This is a genomic window from Corynebacterium sp. HMSC078A10 (assembly GCF_001811565.1).
In the GTDB taxonomy this organism is placed as follows: domain Bacteria; phylum Actinomycetota; class Actinomycetes; order Mycobacteriales; family Mycobacteriaceae; genus Corynebacterium; species Corynebacterium hesseae.
The window spans coordinates 59,156-78,904 of the sequence record NZ_KV805230.1 but is presented as its reverse complement, the minus strand read 5'-3'; the positions used below and the strand labels follow the sequence as shown (position 1 = coordinate 78,904).

The 19,749-nt window shown below is 60.9% G+C and carries 19 protein-coding genes and 1 tRNA gene; 12 read left to right on the top strand and 8 right to left on the bottom strand.

Annotated features, from left to right (window positions below; translation table 11 throughout):
• Window positions 1–14: 14 nt before the first annotated feature.
• Together rph and rdgB are read left to right on the top strand one after the other, a co-directional pair.
• Window positions 15–743, top strand: a complete 729-nt coding sequence (gene rph / locus HMPREF2808_RS12655; RefSeq protein ID WP_070530053.1) for a ribonuclease PH — start codon at window positions 15–17, stop codon at window positions 741–743.
• Window positions 737–1,348 carry an RdgB/HAM1 family non-canonical purine NTP pyrophosphatase gene (gene rdgB / locus HMPREF2808_RS12650; RefSeq protein WP_070516103.1) on the top strand — a complete coding sequence of 204 codons (612 nt, stop codon included), beginning with the start codon at window positions 737–739 and terminating at the stop codon, window positions 1,346–1,348. The genes rph and rdgB overlap by 7 nt, the downstream gene beginning before the upstream one ends.
• A gap of 62 nt (window positions 1,349–1,410) precedes the next feature.
• Here the strand turns inward: rdgB and HMPREF2808_RS12645 are convergent.
• Window positions 1,411–1,492, bottom strand: a tRNA-Leu gene (locus HMPREF2808_RS12645).
• A 143-nt stretch (window positions 1,493–1,635) separates the two neighbouring features.
• On the opposite strand from HMPREF2808_RS12645, the gene HMPREF2808_RS12640 reads away from it, so the two are divergent.
• Together HMPREF2808_RS12640 and HMPREF2808_RS12635 are read left to right on the top strand one after the other, a co-directional pair.
• Window positions 1,636–2,031: an SURF1 family protein gene (locus HMPREF2808_RS12640; RefSeq protein ID WP_070530048.1), complete on the top strand. Its 396-nt coding sequence runs from the start codon at window positions 1,636–1,638 to the stop codon at window positions 2,029–2,031.
• Window positions 2,031–2,387 (top strand): DUF3817 domain-containing protein, encoded by a 357-nt coding sequence (locus tag HMPREF2808_RS12635; protein WP_070530046.1) that lies wholly within the window; start codon window positions 2,031–2,033, stop codon window positions 2,385–2,387. The genes HMPREF2808_RS12640 and HMPREF2808_RS12635 overlap by 1 nt, the downstream gene beginning before the upstream one ends.
• On the opposite strand, the gene HMPREF2808_RS12630 is transcribed toward HMPREF2808_RS12635, so the two are convergent.
• On the bottom strand, window positions 2,384–3,154 hold the full coding sequence (locus HMPREF2808_RS12630) for a DeoR/GlpR family DNA-binding transcription regulator (protein WP_070624996.1): 771 nt from the start codon (window positions 3,152–3,154) through the stop codon (window positions 2,384–2,386). The two genes, HMPREF2808_RS12635 and HMPREF2808_RS12630, sit on opposite strands and share 4 nt — an antisense overlap.
• Window positions 3,155–3,267: 113 nt before the next feature.
• Here HMPREF2808_RS12630 and HMPREF2808_RS12625 point away from each other — a divergent pair, with 113 nt between their 5' ends.
• Both HMPREF2808_RS12625 and HMPREF2808_RS12620 read left to right on the top strand, forming a co-directional pair.
• Window positions 3,268–3,615: a hypothetical protein gene (locus HMPREF2808_RS12625; RefSeq protein ID WP_227486231.1), complete on the top strand. Its 348-nt coding sequence runs from the start codon at window positions 3,268–3,270 to the stop codon at window positions 3,613–3,615.
• Window positions 3,616–3,674: 59 nt separating this feature from the next.
• The gene (locus HMPREF2808_RS12620) at window positions 3,675–4,298 is read left to right on the top strand and encodes a hypothetical protein (RefSeq protein ID WP_070624993.1); all 624 of its coding nucleotides are present in this window, start codon (window positions 3,675–3,677) and stop codon (window positions 4,296–4,298) included.
• Window positions 4,299–4,399: 101 nt separating this feature from the next.
• On the opposite strand, the gene HMPREF2808_RS12615 is transcribed toward HMPREF2808_RS12620, so the two are convergent.
• Complete coding sequence (locus HMPREF2808_RS12615; protein WP_070530036.1) at window positions 4,400–6,310, bottom strand: solute carrier family 23 protein; 1,911 nt, start codon at window positions 6,308–6,310, stop codon at window positions 4,400–4,402.
• 373 nt (window positions 6,311–6,683) lie between these two features.
• On the opposite strand from HMPREF2808_RS12615, the gene pflB reads away from it, so the two are divergent.
• The 5 genes from pflB to HMPREF2808_RS12590 all read left to right on the top strand — a co-directional run bounded on the left by pflB (window position 6,684) and on the right by HMPREF2808_RS12590 (window position 12,497).
• Window positions 6,684–8,777, top strand: a complete 2,094-nt coding sequence (pflB, locus tag HMPREF2808_RS12610; protein WP_070530034.1) for a formate C-acetyltransferase — start codon at window positions 6,684–6,686, stop codon at window positions 8,775–8,777.
• Between the two features lie 35 nt (window positions 8,778–8,812).
• Window positions 8,813–9,064 carry an autonomous glycyl radical cofactor GrcA2 gene (gene grcA2, locus HMPREF2808_RS12605; RefSeq protein ID WP_070525314.1) on the top strand — a complete coding sequence of 84 codons (252 nt, stop codon included), beginning with the start codon at window positions 8,813–8,815 and terminating at the stop codon, window positions 9,062–9,064.
• Complete coding sequence (pflA, locus tag HMPREF2808_RS12600; protein WP_070624991.1) at window positions 9,065–9,934, top strand: pyruvate formate-lyase-activating protein; 870 nt, start codon at window positions 9,065–9,067, stop codon at window positions 9,932–9,934. It begins immediately after the preceding gene.
• A gap of 4 nt (window positions 9,935–9,938) precedes the next feature.
• On the top strand, window positions 9,939–11,189 hold the full coding sequence (locus HMPREF2808_RS12595) for an alpha/beta fold hydrolase (protein ID WP_070624989.1): 1,251 nt from the start codon (window positions 9,939–9,941) through the stop codon (window positions 11,187–11,189).
• A gap of 105 nt (window positions 11,190–11,294) precedes the next feature.
• Window positions 11,295–12,497: an SPFH domain-containing protein gene (locus tag HMPREF2808_RS12590; RefSeq protein WP_070624987.1), complete on the top strand. Its 1,203-nt coding sequence runs from the start codon at window positions 11,295–11,297 to the stop codon at window positions 12,495–12,497.
• Window positions 12,498–12,596: 99 nt separating this feature from the next.
• On the opposite strand, the gene HMPREF2808_RS12585 is transcribed toward HMPREF2808_RS12590, so the two are convergent.
• The 5 genes from HMPREF2808_RS12585 to HMPREF2808_RS12565 form a co-directional block, all read right to left on the bottom strand.
• A complete protein-coding gene (locus HMPREF2808_RS12585) occupies window positions 12,597–14,294 on the bottom strand; it encodes an ABC transporter family substrate-binding protein (protein WP_070624984.1) in 1,698 nt (565 codons plus the stop codon).
• A 60-nt stretch (window positions 14,295–14,354) separates the two neighbouring features.
• Window positions 14,355–16,325, bottom strand: a complete 1,971-nt coding sequence (locus HMPREF2808_RS12580; RefSeq protein ID WP_070624982.1) for an ABC transporter ATP-binding protein — start codon at window positions 16,323–16,325, stop codon at window positions 14,355–14,357.
• Window positions 16,322–17,407, bottom strand: a complete 1,086-nt coding sequence (locus HMPREF2808_RS12575) for an ABC transporter permease (protein WP_070522354.1) — start codon at window positions 17,405–17,407, stop codon at window positions 16,322–16,324. Before HMPREF2808_RS12575 ends, HMPREF2808_RS12580 begins: the two co-directional genes overlap by 4 nt.
• On the bottom strand, window positions 17,408–18,391 hold the full coding sequence (locus tag HMPREF2808_RS12570) for an ABC transporter permease (RefSeq protein WP_070530021.1): 984 nt from the start codon (window positions 18,389–18,391) through the stop codon (window positions 17,408–17,410). It abuts the gene before it with no gap.
• Window positions 18,392–18,759: 368 nt separating this feature from the next.
• Entirely contained in the window at window positions 18,760–19,539 is a 780-nt protein-coding gene (locus HMPREF2808_RS12565; RefSeq protein WP_070596645.1) for an HNH endonuclease family protein, read from the bottom strand.
• Between the two features lie 37 nt (window positions 19,540–19,576).
• On the opposite strand from HMPREF2808_RS12565, the gene HMPREF2808_RS13570 reads away from it, so the two are divergent.
• Complete coding sequence (locus HMPREF2808_RS13570; RefSeq protein WP_154737095.1) at window positions 19,577–19,747, top strand: hypothetical protein; 171 nt, start codon at window positions 19,577–19,579, stop codon at window positions 19,745–19,747.
• Window positions 19,748–19,749: the final 2 nt, after the last annotated feature.

Below are 19,749 nucleotides of genomic sequence, written 5' to 3'. Positions count from 1 at the left end.
GTAGGGTAGTGGGCATGACTGATTTCACTCGTGCTGATGGTCGCACGCTCGACCAACTCCGTAGCGTTCGCATTACCCGTAATTTCACCACCAATCCGGCTGGGTCGGTGCTGGTGGAGTTCGGCAACACCCGAGTCATGTGTACGGCTTCCGTGGAATTCGGGGTGCCGCGTTTTAAGAAGGATTCCGGCGAGGGCTGGCTGACTGCTGAGTACGCCATGCTGCCTTCTGCAACCCACGAGCGCATGCCGCGCGAGTCGATGAAGGGCAAGGTCAAGGGCCGCACCCACGAGATTTCACGTCTGGTGGGGCGCAGCCTGCGCGCAGCGGTGGACCTGTCTGAGCTGGGGGAGAACACCATCCAGCTGGATTGCGACGTGCTGCAGGCAGACGGCGGTACCCGCACGGCGTCGATCACCGGTGCGTATGTGGCGCTGGCTGATGCGATTGCTTACCTCAAGGAGGAAGGCGTCGTCCCGGGCGAGCCCCTGCTGGATCCCATCGCTGCGGTCTCCGTTGGCATCATCGATGGCCACGTGTGCTTGGACCTGCCTTATGAAGAGGACTCCCGCGCGGAGGTCGATCTCAACGTGGTGATGCAGGAAGGCGGAGACTTCGTCGAGATTCAGGGCACCGGCGAGCACGGCCTGTTTGGCCGCGCGGAGCTCAATGACATGTTGGACGTGGCGCAGGCTGGTTGCGCCCAGCTTATCGACGCTCAAAAGGCGGCCCTCGGATGGTAAAGCTCCTCGTCGCTTCGAATAATGCCAAGAAGCTCAAGGAACTAGAGAAGATCCTCGCCGATGCCGGCATCGCGGGCATCGAGCTGCTCCCGCTGTCCGCGGTGGAAGCTTACCCGGAGCCCGTGGAGGATGGCCGCACCTTTGCCGACAACGCGTTGATTAAGGCGCGCGCCGGGGTGCAGCACACCGGCTTGGCAACGATTGCGGATGATTCCGGCCTCGCGGTGGAAGAACTCAACGGCATGCCTGGTGTGCTCTCGGCCCGGTGGTCGGGCGGACACGGCGACGATGAAGCGAATAATCGTTTGCTGTTGGGGCAGATGTCCCACGTGCCCGCGGAGCGTCGCGCAGCAGCATTCGTGTCGGTCTGTGCCCTGGTGACCCCGGATGGCCAGGAGCACGTGGTGGAGGGCCGGTGGCCAGGCTCCTTGCTCACTGCGCCGCAGGGCGAGAATGGCTTCGGCTACGATCCCCTCTTCCAGCCCGAGGGCGAATCCCGTTCCGCCGCGGAGATGTCCCCGGAGGAAAAGAACGCGGTGTCGCACCGTGGCCGCGCACTGGCGCAGCTGCGCGAACCTTTGGCGGCCCTCGCCGGGCAAGCCTAAGCGCGCGGAACTGGAAATAACAAAAGCCCCGCTCGAAATTTGCCGAGCGGGGTTTGAAATTGTGCGCCCGGTGAGACTTGAACTCACACGTCATAAGACACTAGAACCTAAATCTAGCGCGTCTGCCAATTCCGCCACGGGCGCTGGTTTCGTTGCTGCGGAGTTCTACCTTCTCTGCGCAACGTCCACTAGCCTACAGGGCAGCAGGCCGCGGAAGGAAATCCACTTTTCACGGCGTGGTGGGTAGGCTGTTGTGGGTGAGCACCAACCCAGCACCGAAAAAGCGGATGAAGGTTCGATGGTGGCACATCGTCCTCATCGTGTTCTTTGTCGTGCTCTTTTTGTTCCTTGCCTATTGGCAGTGGACTCGGTTCCGCTCTGGCTCGGGAACCTTCCAAAATCTGGGATACGCCTTCCAGTGGCCGCTCTTCGCGGTGTTCGTGGTCTACGCATATCGCACCGCTATGCGCTACGAGAATGAGCGTATCGACGCAGAGAACGAAGCCCTCGAGCGGGGAGAAGAACCAGCTCAGTATGAAGCAAAGAGCGTGAGGTCAACCAAGGAACAAGCCGTGACCAAGATCGACGAGGATTTCCTGCCACCTCGGCCGCAGGTTGATGTGGAAACCTTCAACGCCATGAACAAACAGCGCCGCCGTCGCGGCACCGAAGAGGAGAATTAATGAGCAACTCAGTGAGCAACGCCGTCCACCCAGACCGCCAGGCCCGCATCCGTGGTCCGCTGAAGTTCTTTTCCATCGCCGCCACGGTTACCGGTATCTTCCTTCTTATTTTGGTTGTGCGCATGATCCTGCAGTACGGCGTAGGCATGGAAATGCCGTCGTGGGCCACGCTCATTGCCCAAGCCCACGGCGTGGCCTATATGGTCTACCTCGTTTCCATCCTGGTTCTTGGGCCGCGTGTCATGTGGCCGGTGAGCAAGTTGTTCACCACGGCGCTTGCCGGTGTTGTCCCGTTCCTGTCCTTCTGGATGGAGCACAAGCGTCGCACTGAAATCGTCGAAAAGTTCCAGCTTTAGGCGCCTTCCACCGGCACCATCGTGAGGTTGGCGCCGGCATCGACCACATCCTGGGCTAGATCCTGGGATAGGTCAGTCGTTGTGATGACCGTGTCTACTTGATCAAATGTGGCCACGCGGTGGGCTGACATGCGCGTGAATTTCTCTGGTGTGGTGACAACGATGACTCGTCGGGCGGCTTGGAAATAGGCCCGCTTAATGGTCGCCTCGGTGAGGTTCGGGGACATAAGGCCTACCGACGGAGTACACGCGCAGATTCCGACAATCGCGAGGTCGAAGCGCATAGACAGGACTGTTTCAACCGCTTCCGCCCCGTACACCGCAAGATCGTCGCTGTTGACGGTTCCGCCGGGAATGATGACGTCACTGCCCGGCGTCTTGGCTAATGCTGCGCCCGCGTACAGGGACATCGCTAGTGCTGTGATGTCCATGCCGGCGAGATTGCGGGCAACGGCAGTTGGTGTTGTCCCTGAGTCAACGAGCACGCAGGAGCCTGGTTCAACGAGGCGGGCAGCCTCAGCAGCAATCGCCCGTTTGCCGGCGGGATCCTCTTTTCGGCGTACCTCCAGGGGATAGCGGGCGCCCCTTCGAACCGCGGGGCGCGCTCCTCCGTGAAATCGTTCGAGGGCCCCTACTTCTTCCAGCGCCGCGAGGTCGCGGCGGATGGTAATAGCGGAAGCTCCGGTGAGTTCTTGTAATTGGCTGACCGTTTTGCTTCCTGAGTCAACGGCCCAAATGATTCTGCGCTGGCGTTCTTCCTTGTCCATGGGCTTGATTGTATCGTCATGAAATGACCATGGTCGGTGAACGCTTCAATCTTTAATCTGTAGCTTGTCAAGGCAAAAAGCCACGTCATGCACGATTAAGGAAGATGATTGAAATGCGCAAGACCATAACCCTTGGGCTTATGATGAGCAAACGGCTCGCTGATGACATCGCCGCTTATGCGCCGCAAGGAGTCTCTGTCCGGTGGATCGGTAGCGAAACGGAAGCGCGTGCGTGCGACGGCGTGATTGTCGACGCCACAGAATTCGCTGGTGTTCTTCCCGGCCAGGTTGTGCTGGTGCTTGGCGACGTCAACGGAGCCGCCGAAGAGCGCCTTCGGAAGTCGGGCTCGGTGGTCATGGATCGTCACCTGCGCACGCATATCGACACCCTGTTAATGGCTTTTGCTGCTTTCGCTGAGCAGCAGGCTCTCGTCTCGGTGGTTGCAGGTGACGTGTACTAAAACTGCGGAGACTAATCTGGAGCGTAGCTATCTCTACTACGCACGAAAGGCTAAGCCTCATGTCTCCTCGCAAACTCAGCACCACGCTCATCGCGTTGGTGGTGCTTCTTTCACTCGCCTGTGCCGGTTTAGGTGTGTATGCCGTGCGCCAACCACATGAGGTGTACACCGCGCCGGTAGAGTCAACCACTTCGCAGGTAATCAACGCAGTCGAGCGCGAGGAGCAAGTCGTCTTGCTTAGCCTCGGTATCCAAGGACTCACGGAGAAGTCCTCCGCCGGGCAGGTATTTGGCGTGAGGGTTCCGTGGACCGGCCGCACCCAGTTTGTGCAGTATTCCTACAAAGCCAAGCTTGGTATTGAGGGCAAGGACGTGAGCGTCACCGAAACCGGCGAGCATTCCTACACGGTCCACATTCCGGACTTTATCTTCATCGGGCACACCGACGAGGAGTTTAAGACCGCCGTGGAGAACAACGGAGTTCTCAGCTGGACCACGCAGCCGCTCGACGCCGCATCCACGGTGTCGGACGTCCTCAGCGCCGATAAGAAGCGCAAGGACATCAACGACAACCGCGAGCTCTTACAAGACCAAGCCCGCAGCTTTTATGAAGGCATCATTCGCGGAGTGGACTCCGAAGCCCAGGTCACCATGGAGTTCCACAAACCTTCGCCCGCCAAGTGACCTTGAAGGCGGAATGAACCTTCTCCTACTCGGAATGAACCTATTAACGTCGAGTGGCCTTGTACGTGGAATGAACCTTTTCTACGTCGAGTGACTTCTGGTCACTCGACCTCCGTGAACTTGCGGTCCCAATAAGCCCGAACTGGGTTGGCGTCCGCGAGGAGGATGTCGAAGCGGTCGTTGGCAATCTCGATGATTTCGCTCAAGACCACGCGCTGTTCCAGCTCATCCGAGTTGGACAAGCGGCGCACGCCCGCATCGATAACGCGGTCGGCCGAGTCGTTGGTGTCCAGGTATGCCACAAAGGGCATGTCGAAGCGCTTGCGGTAGGCCGTTGAAACGTCGATAAGCTGCTGCGTCTGTACATCATCGAGGTCATCCAAGGCCAAGGATCCGCGGTCGGCGGAGATGGTGGCGGCCGAGTCAGCGTCGACAAGCAGCAGCTCATCCATCGCCGGGTAGTCGTGGATCAGTGCGCGGTGCTTCTCACTCGGGGCGGTGAGCACCGCAACCTGGATTGCTTCCCGCAGTTGGCTGACGTCCTGGAAGGGGCGCAGCTCCCAGGCGGCCTCAAGCGGCCAGGTCTCGTTGTTAAAGAGCGGGCGCAGGGCGCTGACGAAGCTGTCGCGCTCCATCTCGTTGAGCTCCTTAAGGGAGACGCCGGCGCCGTCGAGGCGGCTGACATCATCACCCGACTGCGCACCGACGTGGAAGAACAGTAAGTTGAGGAGAATCGCCGTAATTGCGCCGATGGACATTCCGGAGGAGACAAAGATCTGCGCCCACTCCGGGAAGGCGGTGGCTACGTCCGGTTTGAAGGTGACCAGCATGGCCAAGCCCAGCGCGGTGGTAACGATGGCGGCGTTGCGGCCGTCGGTGATGTCTTCTTTCGCAATGGTCTGCAGGCCGGCCCAGGCAACGTTGGCGAAGAGCGCCAACGAGGCACCGCCGAGCACCGGGGAGGGGATAGCCGCCACCACGGCGGCGGCCTTGGGCAGTAGTCCCAGGATGATCATGAAACCGGCTGCCGATGCTGCCACCCAGCGCGATTTCACACCGGTCAGGCGAACCAAGCCGACGTTTTGCGCGAAGCAGGTATACGGGAAGGAGTTCATCACGCCGCCCAGGGTGGTGGAGAGGCCATCGGCGCGGATGGCGCGCACAACGTCATCGCGCTTGATGCGCTTCTTTACAATCTCACCGGTGGCGAAAACATCGCCGGTGGTCTCCACCATGGTGATGATCATGACGATGATGAGGGAGAGAATCGCCATGATGTCGAAGCGCGGCATGCCGAAATAGAAAGGCGTGGTCATGCCGATGGCGTCGGCCTCACGCACACCGTCGAAGGACGTATCACCCAACACGAGCGCCAAAGCGGTGCCGATGATCAAACCAAGCAGCACCGACAGCGTCCCCAGAAAGCCACGGAAGAAGCGCTGAACCACGATGATGATGGCCAGCGTGCCGAAGCCATACAGCAGATCGCGCGCGGCCGGAACCCCGTCGGCGTAATTGACAAAGTCATTTGCAGATACCGCCAGCAGCGATGTACCCATGACCAAGAGCACGGTGCCGGTGACAATCGGCGGGAAGTATTTGAGCACTCGTCCAAAGACCGGCGCGGCGAAAAACGTAAAAATACCGGCGGCAATAATTGCGCCATAAATCGTAGGCAGCGGCTGGTCACCCGCGCTGAGTCCGATAGCAATGATGGGGCTGACCGCCGTGGTGGTCACACCCTGGATGATGGGCAGGCGAACGCCGATGTGCTTGCCGACGCCCACCGCCTGGATCAACGTCGCCAGACCACAGGTCAACAGGTCGGCGTTGATGAGGTGGATCGTTGTGGCCTCATCCAGCCCCAGCGAGCCCGCGATAAGCAGCGGGACGATGACCGCGCCAGCATAAAATGCGAGGACGTGCTGGAGTCCGAGCGCTGCCAACTTCGGGGCTGGTGGGACGGCGTCGACCGGGTGTGTGGGCTGAGGGGCGGTTGCGATGTCGGACACGCGGGGAGGCTCCTTGCTAAAAAGCGAGACGAGGATACTGCGCATAACAATAGAGCGCGGCAAGGACACGCACCAAGAGCTCGCCCCAAAAAGTGTGGGAAAGGCCACGTCAGGGGGTACTTTACCCCCGCATCCAACCGTACGGCCGTTACCTATGACGGAGCTGACCTGTGCAGTGCTCACACTGGCACCCTTGGTGGTGCGCGGCCCGCATTTGCCGATATGAGCTTGTGCGTCTTTACCCCTACTATGGGCTACAGAGAGGGGTTCGGTGACGGACGGGTTGACCGAATTGCCCGTGAATTGAAGTCACCTAAAGCCCTTCTGCGACTAAGCATTACGCGTCGTGTGAACTACGAAGGGAGTCAATATAGTGACCACCGCAACTGAACAGTCCGTGCAGTTCGAGGCATGGAAGGGCTTCGAGCCCGGCCCGTGGACTGAGAACATTGACGTTCGTGATTTTATCCAGCGCAACTACACCCCTTATGACGGGGATTCCTCCTTCCTTGCTGGACCCACCGAGAAGACCAAGAATGTGTGGAATCACCTGGAGGAGAACTACCTGTCCATCGAGCGCCAGAAGCGCATCTTCGACGTGGACACCCACACCCCGAGCGATATCGATGCTTTCCCGGCCGGCTACATCTGTGAGGACGACAACGTCATCGTGGGCCTGCAGACGGATTCTCCGCTGAAGCGCGCCATGATGCCCAACGGCGGCTGGCGCATGGTCAAGCAGGCTATCTTTGAGGCCGGCAAGGAAGTTGACCCAGACGTAGAGAAGATCTTCACCCGCTACCGCAAGACCCACAATGACGCGGTCTTCGATATCTACACCCCGCGCATCCGCGCAGCGCGTTCCTCTCACATCATCACCGGCCTGCCGGATGCCTATGGCCGCGGCCGCATCATTGGTGACTACCGCCGCGTGGCCCTCTACGGCGTGGATTACCTCATCGCTGAGAAGGAGGCATCCAAGCACGCAGTCGGTGATATCGGATTCTCCGAGCACTGGGCACGCTACCGCGAGGAGCACGCCGAGCAGATCAAGGCTCTGAAGAAGCTCAAGGTCATGGCTGAGTCCTATGGCTTCGATATCTCGAAGCCCGCGAAGACCGCCCACGAGGCAGTCCAGTGGACCTACTTTGGCTACCTGGCCTCCATCAAGTCCCAGGACGGCGCCGCCATGTCCATCGGCCGCCTCTCCGCATTCTTCGACTGCTACTTCGAGCGCGACCTTGCCGCTGGCATCATCACCGAGGAAGACGCCCAAGAAATCATCGACCAGCTGGTGCTCAAGCTGCGCATCGTCCGCTTCCTGCGCACCGAGGACTATGACCAGATCTTCTCCGGTGACCCGTACTGGGCAACCTGGTCCGATGCCGGCTTTGGCGACGATGGCCGCCACATGGTGACCAAGACTTCCTTCCGTCTGCTGCAGACACTGATCAACCTGGGCCCGTCCCCGGAACCGAACATCACCATCTTCTGGGATCCGCAGCTGCCGGCGGGCTACAAGGAATTCTGCGCCCACATCTCGATTGAGACCTCCTCGATCCAGTACGAGTCCGATAAGCAGATTCGTGAGCAGTGGGGCGACGACGCCGCAATTGCGTGCTGCGTGTCCCCGATGGCCGTCGGCAAGCAAATGCAGTTCTTCGGCGCCCGCGTCAACGCTGCGAAGGCCCTGCTCTACGCCATCAACGGCGGCCGCGACGAGGTCAGTGGCAAGCAGGTCGTCGACGGTTACGAGCCCATCAAGGGCGATGGACCGCTCGACTTCGACGAGGTCTGGCAGAAGTACGAGGAGATGCTGGACTGGGTTGTGGGCACCTACGTTGAGGCCCTCAACATCATCCACTATTGCCACGACAAGTACGCCTACGAGGCCATCGAGATGGCGCTGCATGATTCCGATATCGTGCGCTCCATGGGCTGCGGTATCGCCGGCCTGTCCATCGTGGCTGACTCGCTTTCCGCCATCAAGTACGCCAAGGTCTACCCGGTGCGCGATGATTCCGGGCTGATCGTGGACTACAAGACGGAAGGTGACTTCCCCTTCTACGGAAACGATGACGACCGCGCCGATGACATCGCTGCCACCATCGTTCACACCGTGATGGAGAAGATTAAGGCCATCCCGATGTACCGCAACGCCATCCCCACCCAGTCGGTGCTGACCATTACCTCCAACGTTGTCTACGGCAAGGCCACCGGTGCCTTCCCGTCCGGCCACGAGGCGGGCACCCCGTTCGCGCCGGGTGCCAACCCGGAGAACGGCGCGGATAGCCACGGCATGGTTGCCTCCATGCTGTCGGTAGGCAAGCTGGACTACAAGGATGCACTCGACGGCATCTCGCTGACCAACACCATCACCCCGTCCGGATTGGGCCGCACCCCGGAGGAGCGCATCACCAACCTGGTGGGCGTCCTCGACGCCGGCTTCATCATGGATTCCGAATAGACCACATCCACACCACTTCCTAAGGAGAACACAACATGGCAACCAAAACTTTCGACGAGCGCCTCGCTTCCATGAAGGCCAGCCGCACCGCCAACAACATGAACTCGGGCCTCTACCACGCCAACATCAACGTCCTGGACAAGTCCACCCTGGAGGACGCCGTTGAGCACCCGGAGAAGTACCCGAACCTCACGGTCCGCGTTTCCGGCTACGCGGTGAACTTCGTGAAGCTCACCCGCGAGCAGCAGCTCGACGTCATCTCCCGTACCTTCCACCAGGGCTCCTAAATGGCAGATGGCATTACCGGCGTCGTGCACCTCAACCCTGAAGAAGGGGAGAAGGTGCGCGGCGCCGCCGCCGGTTTAGGAACGGATAATGACCTCGAGGGCTACACCCGCCCGGAGTTGATGCAGGCCCGCCGCTCTGGCGATGTCGCGCTCGTGCACTCCTGGGAGCTGGTGACGGCCGTGGATGGACCCGGAACCCGCATGACCATGTTCATGTCGGGTTGCCCGTTGCGCTGCCAGTATTGCCATAACCCCGACACCATGGAGATGAAGGTCGGAACCTTGGAGCGCATCGAGGATGTGGTCAAGCGCATCAAGCGCTATAAGCCCGTCTTCAAGGCCTCCGGTGGTGGGCTGACCATTTCGGGCGGTGAGCCGCTCTTCCAGATCGCCTTCGCGCGGCGCCTGCTCAAGGAAGTCCACGATGCAGGCATCCACACCACGATCGACACCTCGGGTTACCTCGGCGCGCGCCTGCGCGATGAGGATCTAGACAACATCGACCTGGTGCTGCTCGACGTCAAGTCTGGTGACGAGGAGACCTATAAAAAGGTCACCCGCCGCGAGCTGCAGCCGACGATCGACTTTGGGGATCGCCTCAACGCCATAGGCAAGCCGGTCTGGATCCGCTTCGTGGTGGTGCCGGGGCTTACCGACAGCCCCGAGAATGTCGCCAACGTGGCCAACATTGTCTCCCGCTGGAAGAGCAACGTTGAGCGCGTCGAGGTGCTGCCCTTCCACAACATGGGCGCGGACAAGTGGCACGAGCTGGGCTACCCGTACACCCTGGAGGATACAAAGCCGCCGAAGCCGGAAGACGTGGAGAAGATTCGCGAGGTGTTCCGCAAGGAAGGTTTCGTGGTCTACTAGAAGCATGAAACGCTTCGGCCACACCATCAAGGAACACACCATCACCGTCCCCTGGGACTATGACAATCCAGCCGCGGGGGAGTTCGAGCTCTACGCCCGGGAGATCATCCCGCCGGGCGGTGAGAATTACCCGGCGCTGCTCTATAACCAGGGCGGGCCGGGTTTCCCGGCACCGCGGCCGACGGGTGCCACCGGGCTCATCGGGAAAGGCCTGGAGCGCTACCGCTGGATCCTCATGGACCAGCGCGGCACTGGGCGCAGCCACCGCATCGATGAGCTCAGCCCCGCTGAGGATCGCAGCGCTGCGCGCCTAGCGCAGCTGCGGCAGGAGAATATCGTGCGCGATGCCGAGCACCTGCGCGAGCACCTCGGCGAGGACTCCTGGGATCTCTACGGCCAATCCTTTGGCGGCTTCATCATTACCGCCTATATTTCGATGTTCCCCGATTCCATCGGCCGCGCCTTCCTTACCGGCGGCCTGCCCACCCTGACCAAAGGTGCGGATGATCTCTACCGCACGACCTTTGCCAAGCTCAAGGTGCGTCACGAACGTTTCTATGCCCAGTTCCCGTGGGCTCAAGCACGCATCGAGGAGCTCATCCACCACCTGGACAACTCGGAAGAGCTGCTGCCGACAGGGGAGCGCCTGTCCTCCCGCCGCTTCCGCACTATCGGCATCGAACTGGGCCGCGGTACCGGATTCGATTCTCTGGGTTACCTGCTGGAGGAGCCTTTCCGCACCGTGAACGGCGAGAAGCGCTTGCGTTCGGACTTCCTCAACAACGTCGGTAGCCGCGTGAGCTTCCAGGCCGGTCCTCTCTACGCGGCGATTCATGAGTCCATTTACGGTGGCGTCGGCGGCCAGGCTGTGACTGGTTGGGCGGCGCACCGCGTGCGCGAGGAATTCCCCGAGTTCGCCGAGGAAGGCACCTATCTGACCGGCGAGCACATTTTCCCTTGGCAGTTCGACGAGGACCCGGCGCTGCGCCCCTTCAAGCAGGCCGCCGAGGAACTCGCCGCCCACGAGTGGGTAAGCTCGCCGTACGATGCTGCCGTGCTTGCCGACGCCCCCGTGACCGCCTCCGCCGCCATCTACCTTGACGATATCTTCGTGCCCTTCGAAGATTCCCTTGCCACGGGGGAGACCTATCGTGACTTGCGCCCGGTGGTGACCAACCGCTTCCAGCACAACGGTATTAGCGAAGACGGCGCGGGGATTTTGGGCGAGCTCTTCCGGGCGGCTGACGAGCGTTAACGGGCGTCGAGTGCGTTCGGGGAGCAATCTCCCCCAAGATGTGGTGGTGGTCACCGTGTGGCAAACTGGTTAGGAAAATCCAACCGAAGCAGAAAGGATAAGCCTATGGGCGGACTCATCGTCATCGGCGTGATTCTTCTAATTATTATTGCCACCGCCTTCGACGGTTTCTACATCGTCCGGACGAAGGAGGCCGCCATCATTGAGCGGATGGGCAAGTTCGTGAACGTTGCTCACGCGGGCTTGCACTTCAAGGTGCCTTATGTCGACCGCGTGCGCGCCAAGATCAGCCTGCAGATCCGTCAGCTCGACGTCATGGTGGAAACCAAGACCAAGGACAACGTCTTCGTCCAGATCCCCGTTGCCGTGCAGTACGAGGTAGTTCAAGGCAGCGAGCGCCAGGCCTTCTACACCCTGTCCAACCACGAGCAGCAGATCGTGGCTTACGTTCAGGACAACGTCCGCTCCTCCGTGGCAAACATGAACCTGGATGATTCCTTCTCATCCAAGGACACCATCGCCCGCAACGTGGCGATGTCCCTGCGCGATAACATGGCCGCCTATGGCTGGAACTTCGTCAATACCCTGGTCACCGATATCCGCCCGGATGCCCGCGTGCGCGAGTCCATGAACTCCATTAACGCGGCGCAGCGTGAGCGCGAGGCGGCCGTTGCCCAGGCAGAGGCCGAGAAGATCCGCGTGGTCAAGGAGGCCGAAGGTGCTGCCGAGGCCAAGAAGCTGCAGGGTCGCGGTGTGGCTGACCAGCGTAAGGAGATCGTCGAAGGTATTGCCCAGCAGTATGAGCTGCTGCGTGCTGCCGGCGTGCAAGAGAACCCCGAGACCCTCATGCTGGTCTCCCAGTACCTCGACGCCATGGTAGACGTGGCCGACCGCGCCCACACCAATGTGCTCTACATGCCGTCTAATCCGGGCGGCATGCAGGATCTCTTCGGCGGTATGCGCGACGCACTGCTGTCCACCAACGCTATTAATGAAGCGCCGAAGCCGTCGGTTTCCCTGTCCGACAACAAGCACAGCCGTGAGGATTCCGGTGCTGCACGTCGCCGCCGCGAGGAGCAGGAGCGCCATGAGCGCGACGAGCGCGCCCGCCGCGATGCTGAGATGATGGAGCAGGCGCAGCGCGCGCAGCAACAAGCACAGCAGCAGGTGCAGAACGCACCACAGCAGGGCCAGGGCTTTAGCCAGATTCCGAGCTTCCCTTCCCCGCCGCAGGGCAATAACCAGCCGCAGAGCGCGCGCGACTATTTTGACCAGCTGCGCAACCAGCTCAACAAGGGCAATAACTAAGCACAGCGCTTAAGACTAAGCTCAGCACATAAAAAGAGGGCCTTCCCGCTTGGGGAAGGCCCTCTTTCGCTGCCTTGGGTGGTGCTAGGCGGCCGTTACTTACTTGGTGTAGCCGATGTTCTCCACCTCGATGACGGCGAAGGAGTTGGCGCCGAAGTTTGCGATATCGGGGTGGGTCGCAACCATGGTCGGGCCGTTGAAGATAGGAATGATGCCGTACTGGGCAAGGGCCTCTTTCTCCAGCTCATTGGATTTTTTGATCTGCTCGTCTGGGTCAGCGATCTGGGATAGCTCGTCGATCTTCTTGTCCAGTTCTGGTGTGCCCGTGCCGGAGCGGTTGAGCTGGGAGCCGGTGCGATAGGTCTGGCCGAAGTAAGCGACACCGAAGGGATCGCCGGAGGAGAAACCCATAGGCAGAATATCGAAGTCGTACTTGGAGGTGATCTCGGAGAAGTCAGAGACTGGGCGTTCCTCCACCTTCAGGTCCACGCCGATATCCTTCATCATCTTTTGGGTGGCGGTGGCCATGGCCTTGCTGATGGAAGAATCTCCCAGCAGCGTGTAGCGCATGGACAGCTTCTTGCCGTCCTTCTCGCGGATGCCGTCGCTGCCTTCCTTCCATCCGGCCTCATCGAGGAGCGACTTAGCTTTCTCCGGGTCGAACGTGATGACCGCGCCAACGTTGTCCTCGTAGCCCTTCTGGGTTTGGTAGAGGTTGAAGGAACCTGGCAGGTCCTCGGTGTAGCCGTTGAGTCCGTTGAAGCGGATGCCGGAGAGCGTGGCGCGGTCGATGCCAGTCATGATGGCTTCGCGCACCTTGATATCAGAGAGGATCTCGTTCTTGGAGTTGAGCGTGTACAGGTTCTTGCCTGGGGTCATGGCGGTGCGAATTTCAACGTCTGGCATGTCCTTTACGGCCGCCAGGCGTTCCTTGTTGGCCACGCCGGTGGCGTCAATTTCGCCGGCCTTGAACGCGTTGATTGAGGCCTGGTCCTCCATCTGGCGGTAGGTCACCTTGTCTAGGAATGGCTTATCACCCCACCACTTCTCGTTCGGAACGAAGGTAGCGCTGCCGTTCTTGAAGTCGACGCTTTCGACCTTGTACGGGCCCGCACCCCACTCCGGGTGGACCTTGCCCAGGTAGGCCTCGTTGAACTTCTCCGCGGAGTCAACCTGTGGCGGGAGCAGGACGTTGAACAGACCCTGCCACCACGGATAGGCCTGTTTAAAGGTGATGACGGCCTGCTTGTCGTTCTCACCCGGCTTGACGGACTCGATGAGCTCGTAGCCGTCGGTGGCGCTAACGTTGACGTCCTTGTTCTCACCGTTGTTGAACTTCCACGTGTTCTCAAAGGATTTCCAGTCAATCGGAGTACCGTCGTTGTACTGCGCCTTCTCGTGGATGGTGAAGGTGACGACAGTCTTTCCGTCCTTTTCTTCGTCTTTGACGTCGGTGATGTAGTCATTGTTGACGTGGAACTCCCCCGCGCCATCGAAGAGGCCAATTTGCGGGTTGTAGTACTTCCACAGGCTCAGGGTGTATGAGGTGGCGTCGGCCTGGAAGGTGTTCTGCTGCTGGGAGATCTCGTCGATAGCCAAGCGCAGCTCGCCACCCTCCTTGAGCTCGGAGCGGTCCTTGGGGTTGTAGGAGCCGTCCAGCTTGACGTCGAGCTTCTCGCCGGAGGCGGAATTGCCTGATCCATCGGAGCCGGAGCCGCCATCGGAGGCGCAGCCGGTCAGGATGAGGGCAGAGGCGGTGACCACTGCGAGGGCGGTCCTGCGGAGCTTCATATTCATGTGTGTGTCCTTTCGAGAGGAAACATGGAGACAAAGGTGAGTATTTAGTTATAAGTCTTGCTAAGCCGGGGTTTCGGCGGGCTGGTAAATCTCGCGTACCCGGTCACGTTCCACGGCTGGATCCGGCACCGGGATGGCGGAGAGCAGCGCGCGGGTATAGGCGTGTTGCGGGTTGTCAAAGACCTCGTCCGTGGGGCCGTATTCCACGAAGTCGCCCTTGTACATCACGGCGACCTTGTCGGAAAGGTGGCGCACCACGGAGAGGTCGTGGGCCACGAAGACCAGGGAGATGCCCAGGCGGTTCTTCAGGTCGTGCAGCAGGTTGATGATGCCGGCCTGGATGGACACATCGAGGGCGGAAACGGGCTCGTCGAGCACCACGATGGAGGGGTTGGTGGCCAGAGCACGGGCCAGGCCGATGCGCTGGCGCTGTCCGCCGGAGAAGTGTCCGGGGAAGCGGTCCACCTGGTGGGACTCAAGACCGACGAGCTGCATCAGCTCGGCCACGCGCTGGCCGACGTCCCCCTCATACCCCAGCGACTCCAGCGGCTCGGCGATGATCTCGCGGATGGTCATACGCGGGTTGAGCGAGCTCATCGGGTCCTGGAAGACGATTTGGATATCCTTGCGCAGCTTGCGGCGCGCCGACGCGCTCAAACCGGAGGTGTTGGTGCCGTTGACCACGATGGTGGAACCCTCTGGCGGGTTGAGGTCCATGATTTCCAGCAGGGTGGTGGTCTTGCCGGAGCCGGACTCGCCCACGATGGCAAAGCACTCGCCCTGGTGCACGTCGAAGCTGACGTTCTTGACCGCGTGTACTGTGCCGACGCGGCGTTTGAGAATTGCTCCCTTGATGAGCGGGAAGTCTTTGACCAGGTTCTTGACCTCCAAGGTAACCGGCCGCTGCTCGTAGGGAGTATCGCCCAGGGTATCGGCGGAAATCTTCGGCAACGGGTACATGCGCTCGCCGCCGATGGTGCCGTCCTCGATCTCATCGGAGCGCAGGCAGGAGGCGAAGTGCCCGGGGACGTCGTCAAGCGCGCGCAGCTTCGGTTCCAAGGTTCGGCACTCATCCTTCACCACCGGGCAGCGGTCCGCGAAGGGGCATTCGGCGGCGACGTCGATAAGCTGCGGCGGGGTACCCACGATGGGGGTCAGTGGTTCGTCGGTGGCCTTGTCCACGCGCGGCGTCGACCCGAGAAGACCCACGGTATAGGGCATCTTGGGGTTGTTGAAGATAGTGTCGACATCACCGAGCTCCACCGGGCGCCCGGCGTACATGACCAGGACGTCGTCGGCGGTGCCGGCGACTACACCCATGTCGTGGGTAATCATGATGACCGCGGCGCCCGTTTCGCGCTGGGCCACCTTGAGGACCTCCAGGATCTGGGCCTGGATGGTGACGTCGAGCGCAGTGGTGGGCTCGTCGGCGATGATGACGCGCGGGTTGTTGGCCATGGCAATAGCGATGACGACGCGCTGGCGCATGCCGCCGGAGAATTCGTGCGGGAAGGACTTCACGCGCTTTTCCGCCTCCGGGATGCCGACGAGCTCGAGCAGGCGAATGGCCTCTTTCTCCGCTTCCTTCGTGGAGACATCGCGGTGGGTTTGGATGGCTTCGATGAGCTGGTCACCGATGGAGAACACCGGGGTCAGGGAGGAGAGAGGATCCTGGAAGATCATGGCGATATCCTTGCCGCGGATCTTCGACATTTCCTTGTCGGACTTGCCAATGAGCTCGGTGCCGGCATAGACCACGGAGCCTTCCACCTTGGCGTAGTCGGGCAACAGGCCCATGACGGCCAAAGAGGTCACGGACTTACCGGAGCCTGACTCGCCCACAATCGCCAGGGTGCGGCCCGGCATGAGGTCGAAGTCGACGCCACGCACCGCGTGGACGGAGCCGGCCTCCGAGGGGAAGGTGACGGTGAGGTTGCGCACGGACAGCACCGGCTCGGTGGATGCAGTGGAGTCGGTGGCGCGGCGGGCCGGGACGGCGTTGGCGGTGTGTGCAGTATTCTGCGGGGTCATGCTCGGCCTCCGGAGTTCGAGTTGGGGTCAATGGCATCGCGCAGGCCGTCGGCGATGAACGCCATGGAGACGGTCAGCAGCGTGAGGATGCCTGCGGGGAAGTAGAAGAGCCAGGGCGAGGCCTCGACGGCGTTGGCGCCGCCGGCCAGGAGGGTGCCCAGGGAGACGTCGGGAAGCTTCACGCCCAAGCCCAGGAAGGACAGTGCGGTCTCCGACATGATGGTGGACACCACGCCCAGGGCCGCCTGGATGATGAGCAGCGAGCCGATATTGGGAACCACGTGGCGGAAGATGGTGCGCAGACGCGAGACTCCCATGTAGTCGGCGGCACGGACATAGTCGTTCTCGCGCACGCTGAGCGCCATGGCCCAGATGACGCGCGCCGGGTACATCCAGCCGAAGGCGATGAGCACCACGATGAGCAGCTTCCAGTCACCGCCGGAATCAGACACCACCAGGGCGATGAGCAGGAAGGTCGGGATAGCCAGCAAGAAGTGAATGACTGCCAGGATGACCTTTTCCACCGCGCCGCCGTACATGGCCGCGGCCGCGCCGATGAAGGCGGACAGCAGGGTAGAAGCCAGCGAGACGATGAGTGCGATGATCAGCGAGCGGCCCAAGCCGTGGACGGTCTGCGCAAAGAGATCGTTTCCGGAGTCCGTGGTTCCGAACCAGTGCTCCGGGGAAGGCCCGGTGGAGAGGTTGAAGAAGTCAGGCTCGTCGAAGGACCACGGGGTGAGGTAGCTGCCGAAGATGGAGAGTAGCGCGAGTAGCACGAAGATGACGAGTCCGACGGCAGCTGCCTTGTTGCGGAAGAAGCGGCGAACGTACAGCTTGAGTTTGGAGGTGCCGCGGAAATCGCTGCTGGAGAATTGCTTGCGCTGTGCGTCATCGACGTCGACGCCGGAGCCGAGTGCGGATTGTGCGCTGGGTTCGGTCTGCGGTGAAAAGTCCGCAGTGGCGGCATGCGGGCGCACGCCGAGGTTATCAGCTGCCGTATCGATAGCGAGGTCGTTGCGGCGGTGGCGCTCGGTGTGGCGCGCTTCGGAGCGTGGCGACGTAGATTTCTTTTCTGGAGACATTTAGCTCACCCTTACTCGCGGATCGAGGGCGACGACGACGAGGTCAGCCAGGATTGCGGAGAAGGCAATCATGACGGCACCGAATGCGGCGACGGCGGTGGTGCCGTTGACGTCGTTGCGGCTGATGGTTTCGATGAAGTACTGGCCCATTCCCTTCCACGCGAAGATGGTTTCCGTCATGATGGCGCCGGTGAAGATACCGGGAACGGAGAAGGCCACGGAGGTTGCGACCGGAATGATGGAGGTGCGCAGGGCGTGCTTGCGGATGGCCTGGGAGCGCGTGAGGCCCTTGGCCCGGGCGGTGCGCACATAGTCGGCGTTCAAGTTATCCAGCAGCAAGGTGCGCTGCATCATGTGGTAGCCGGCGTAGCTGATGATGATGAGCGAGATGGACGGCAAGATGAGGTGCTGCGCCATATCCAGCAGCTTGGGGAAGAAGCCTTCGACGCCGAGGCTGGAAGCGCCCGTCACGTAGACTACGCGGTGGCCGGTCACGCGGTTGATCCACAGACCACCGGCGACGACCAAGATGGAGGCCACGACGACGTGCGTGTTCATCGTGATGATGGAGACTCCCTGCCAGAAGCGGTCGGCCGCCTTGTACTGGCGGGAGGCGGTGTAGACGCCGAGGGCGACGCCGATGACGACGGAGAGAATCGTGGCCACGAGCAGTAGCTGTGCCGAGACGAGAGCGCGGTGCCCGATTTGTGCGCTGACCGGGTCACCGAGAGGGGAGGTACCCCAGTCCCAGTGGAAGATGATGTTGGACAGCCATCCCCACCAGCGCTCAATGAGAGGGGTCTCCGGGTTGAGGCCGAGTGGCGTGAGGATGCGGCCGATTTCTTCCGGCCCGAGCGGTGGGTTGCGGCCGACATAATTTGATCGGGGATCAAGGAAGGTTGCGGCCAGGAGGTACGCGATATTAGTCGCGAGGAAGATGACTACCAGCCAGCTGGCGGTCTTCTTGATGATGTACTTGAACATCACTATTCCTTCGCAGGGTGTGGTCTCAACGGGTTTGGGAAGTATGGAGCCGTGAAAACTCACGGCATCCATGTGACCTAGACCTCAGGCTAGGTGCTGTGTCACATATTAAAAGAAATGTGAGACAGGAGGGAAAGATTTATTGTTTTTGTTTCATGGGGGGTATCACCTGCACGTCCGTAGGTTGCATTTATTACATATTAATAGGCCTATAGAAATTATCGGGCGTGAGGAATGTAGGTGCAGTGCGCACCAAGGTTCCCGCCGCCGAAAACCCTGCATAACCGTTTAGGGGTGAGTGAATATTATGCGCATAATTTCGGGGGTAGTGGGAGGGGTATCAGGGCATCTAAAAGGGGTAAAAATACTCAGCAAGCATTCAGTAGCCGACGGAGCGCATCCTTCTCCGCCGCCGTGACCCAGATTTCATAGGCCGCCTTCACCTCTACGATGCGGCGCGCATATTCGCAGCGAAATCCTTTGTTAGGTGGCAGCCACGTGGCGGCATCGCCAGCGCCTTTTTGCTGGTTGAGGGGACCATCGACGGCAAGGAGGTTGCGGGGATCATTAGCAAAGTCGCGGCGTTTTTCTGGTGACCATTGCTGGGCGCCTTTCTGCCAGGCGTCGGCAAGCGGCACAACGTGATCGATCTGTACCGCACGGGATGTCTGCGCCCCGCGCTGGAACTCAATGTCCTGGCCCGAATAGGGATCGTGCAAGGTGCCGGAAAGCGCCACGCAGTCGTGAGTTCCTTCCTTGAGAACAAGGCTCTCTGGATCCAGGTCCCTGCGAAGGATGTCATTGCGGGTATCGCAGCCGTTGTGGCCGAACTCCACCGTGACGTCATCGGACCACGCCTGGCCAAACTCTTCGCGCTCATAGCCGGTTTTGGGCGCGCGGCCTTTGACCTCCAAGGATTCTAAGGCGGCGAGAGCTTCGGCGATGTCCGGCGCAATGCTTGGCGCGGGTGTGGCCTCTTCGGCTTGTTCTTCTGCTGGGCCTTTCTGCGTGGGCGCCGCTGACGTAGTGGAGCTGGGCCGCTCGGGCGTAGGTTCGGTTGGGGCGGGGAGGATAAGGCCGATGGCCACTAGTACTGCTACCGCGGCGTTGAGCAGCGCGGCGATGAAGAACGGGGTACGAGAGGCCATGACGCATTGATCCTAGTGGGTAGAATCGGCACACGGTATGAGTATCGATATGTTCTTTGACGAGTACCTCGCTGAACGCGGTCTGACGCGCTCGGCCGAGGTTGTCCCGGACCACGCCTGCCAGGTCTTTTGTGATGCGCCTGAGCCGAAGGCCCAGTCTTCCCTCGAAGAGGCGGTTCAACTCGTCGCCCACACCTTGGGGGAGTAGTG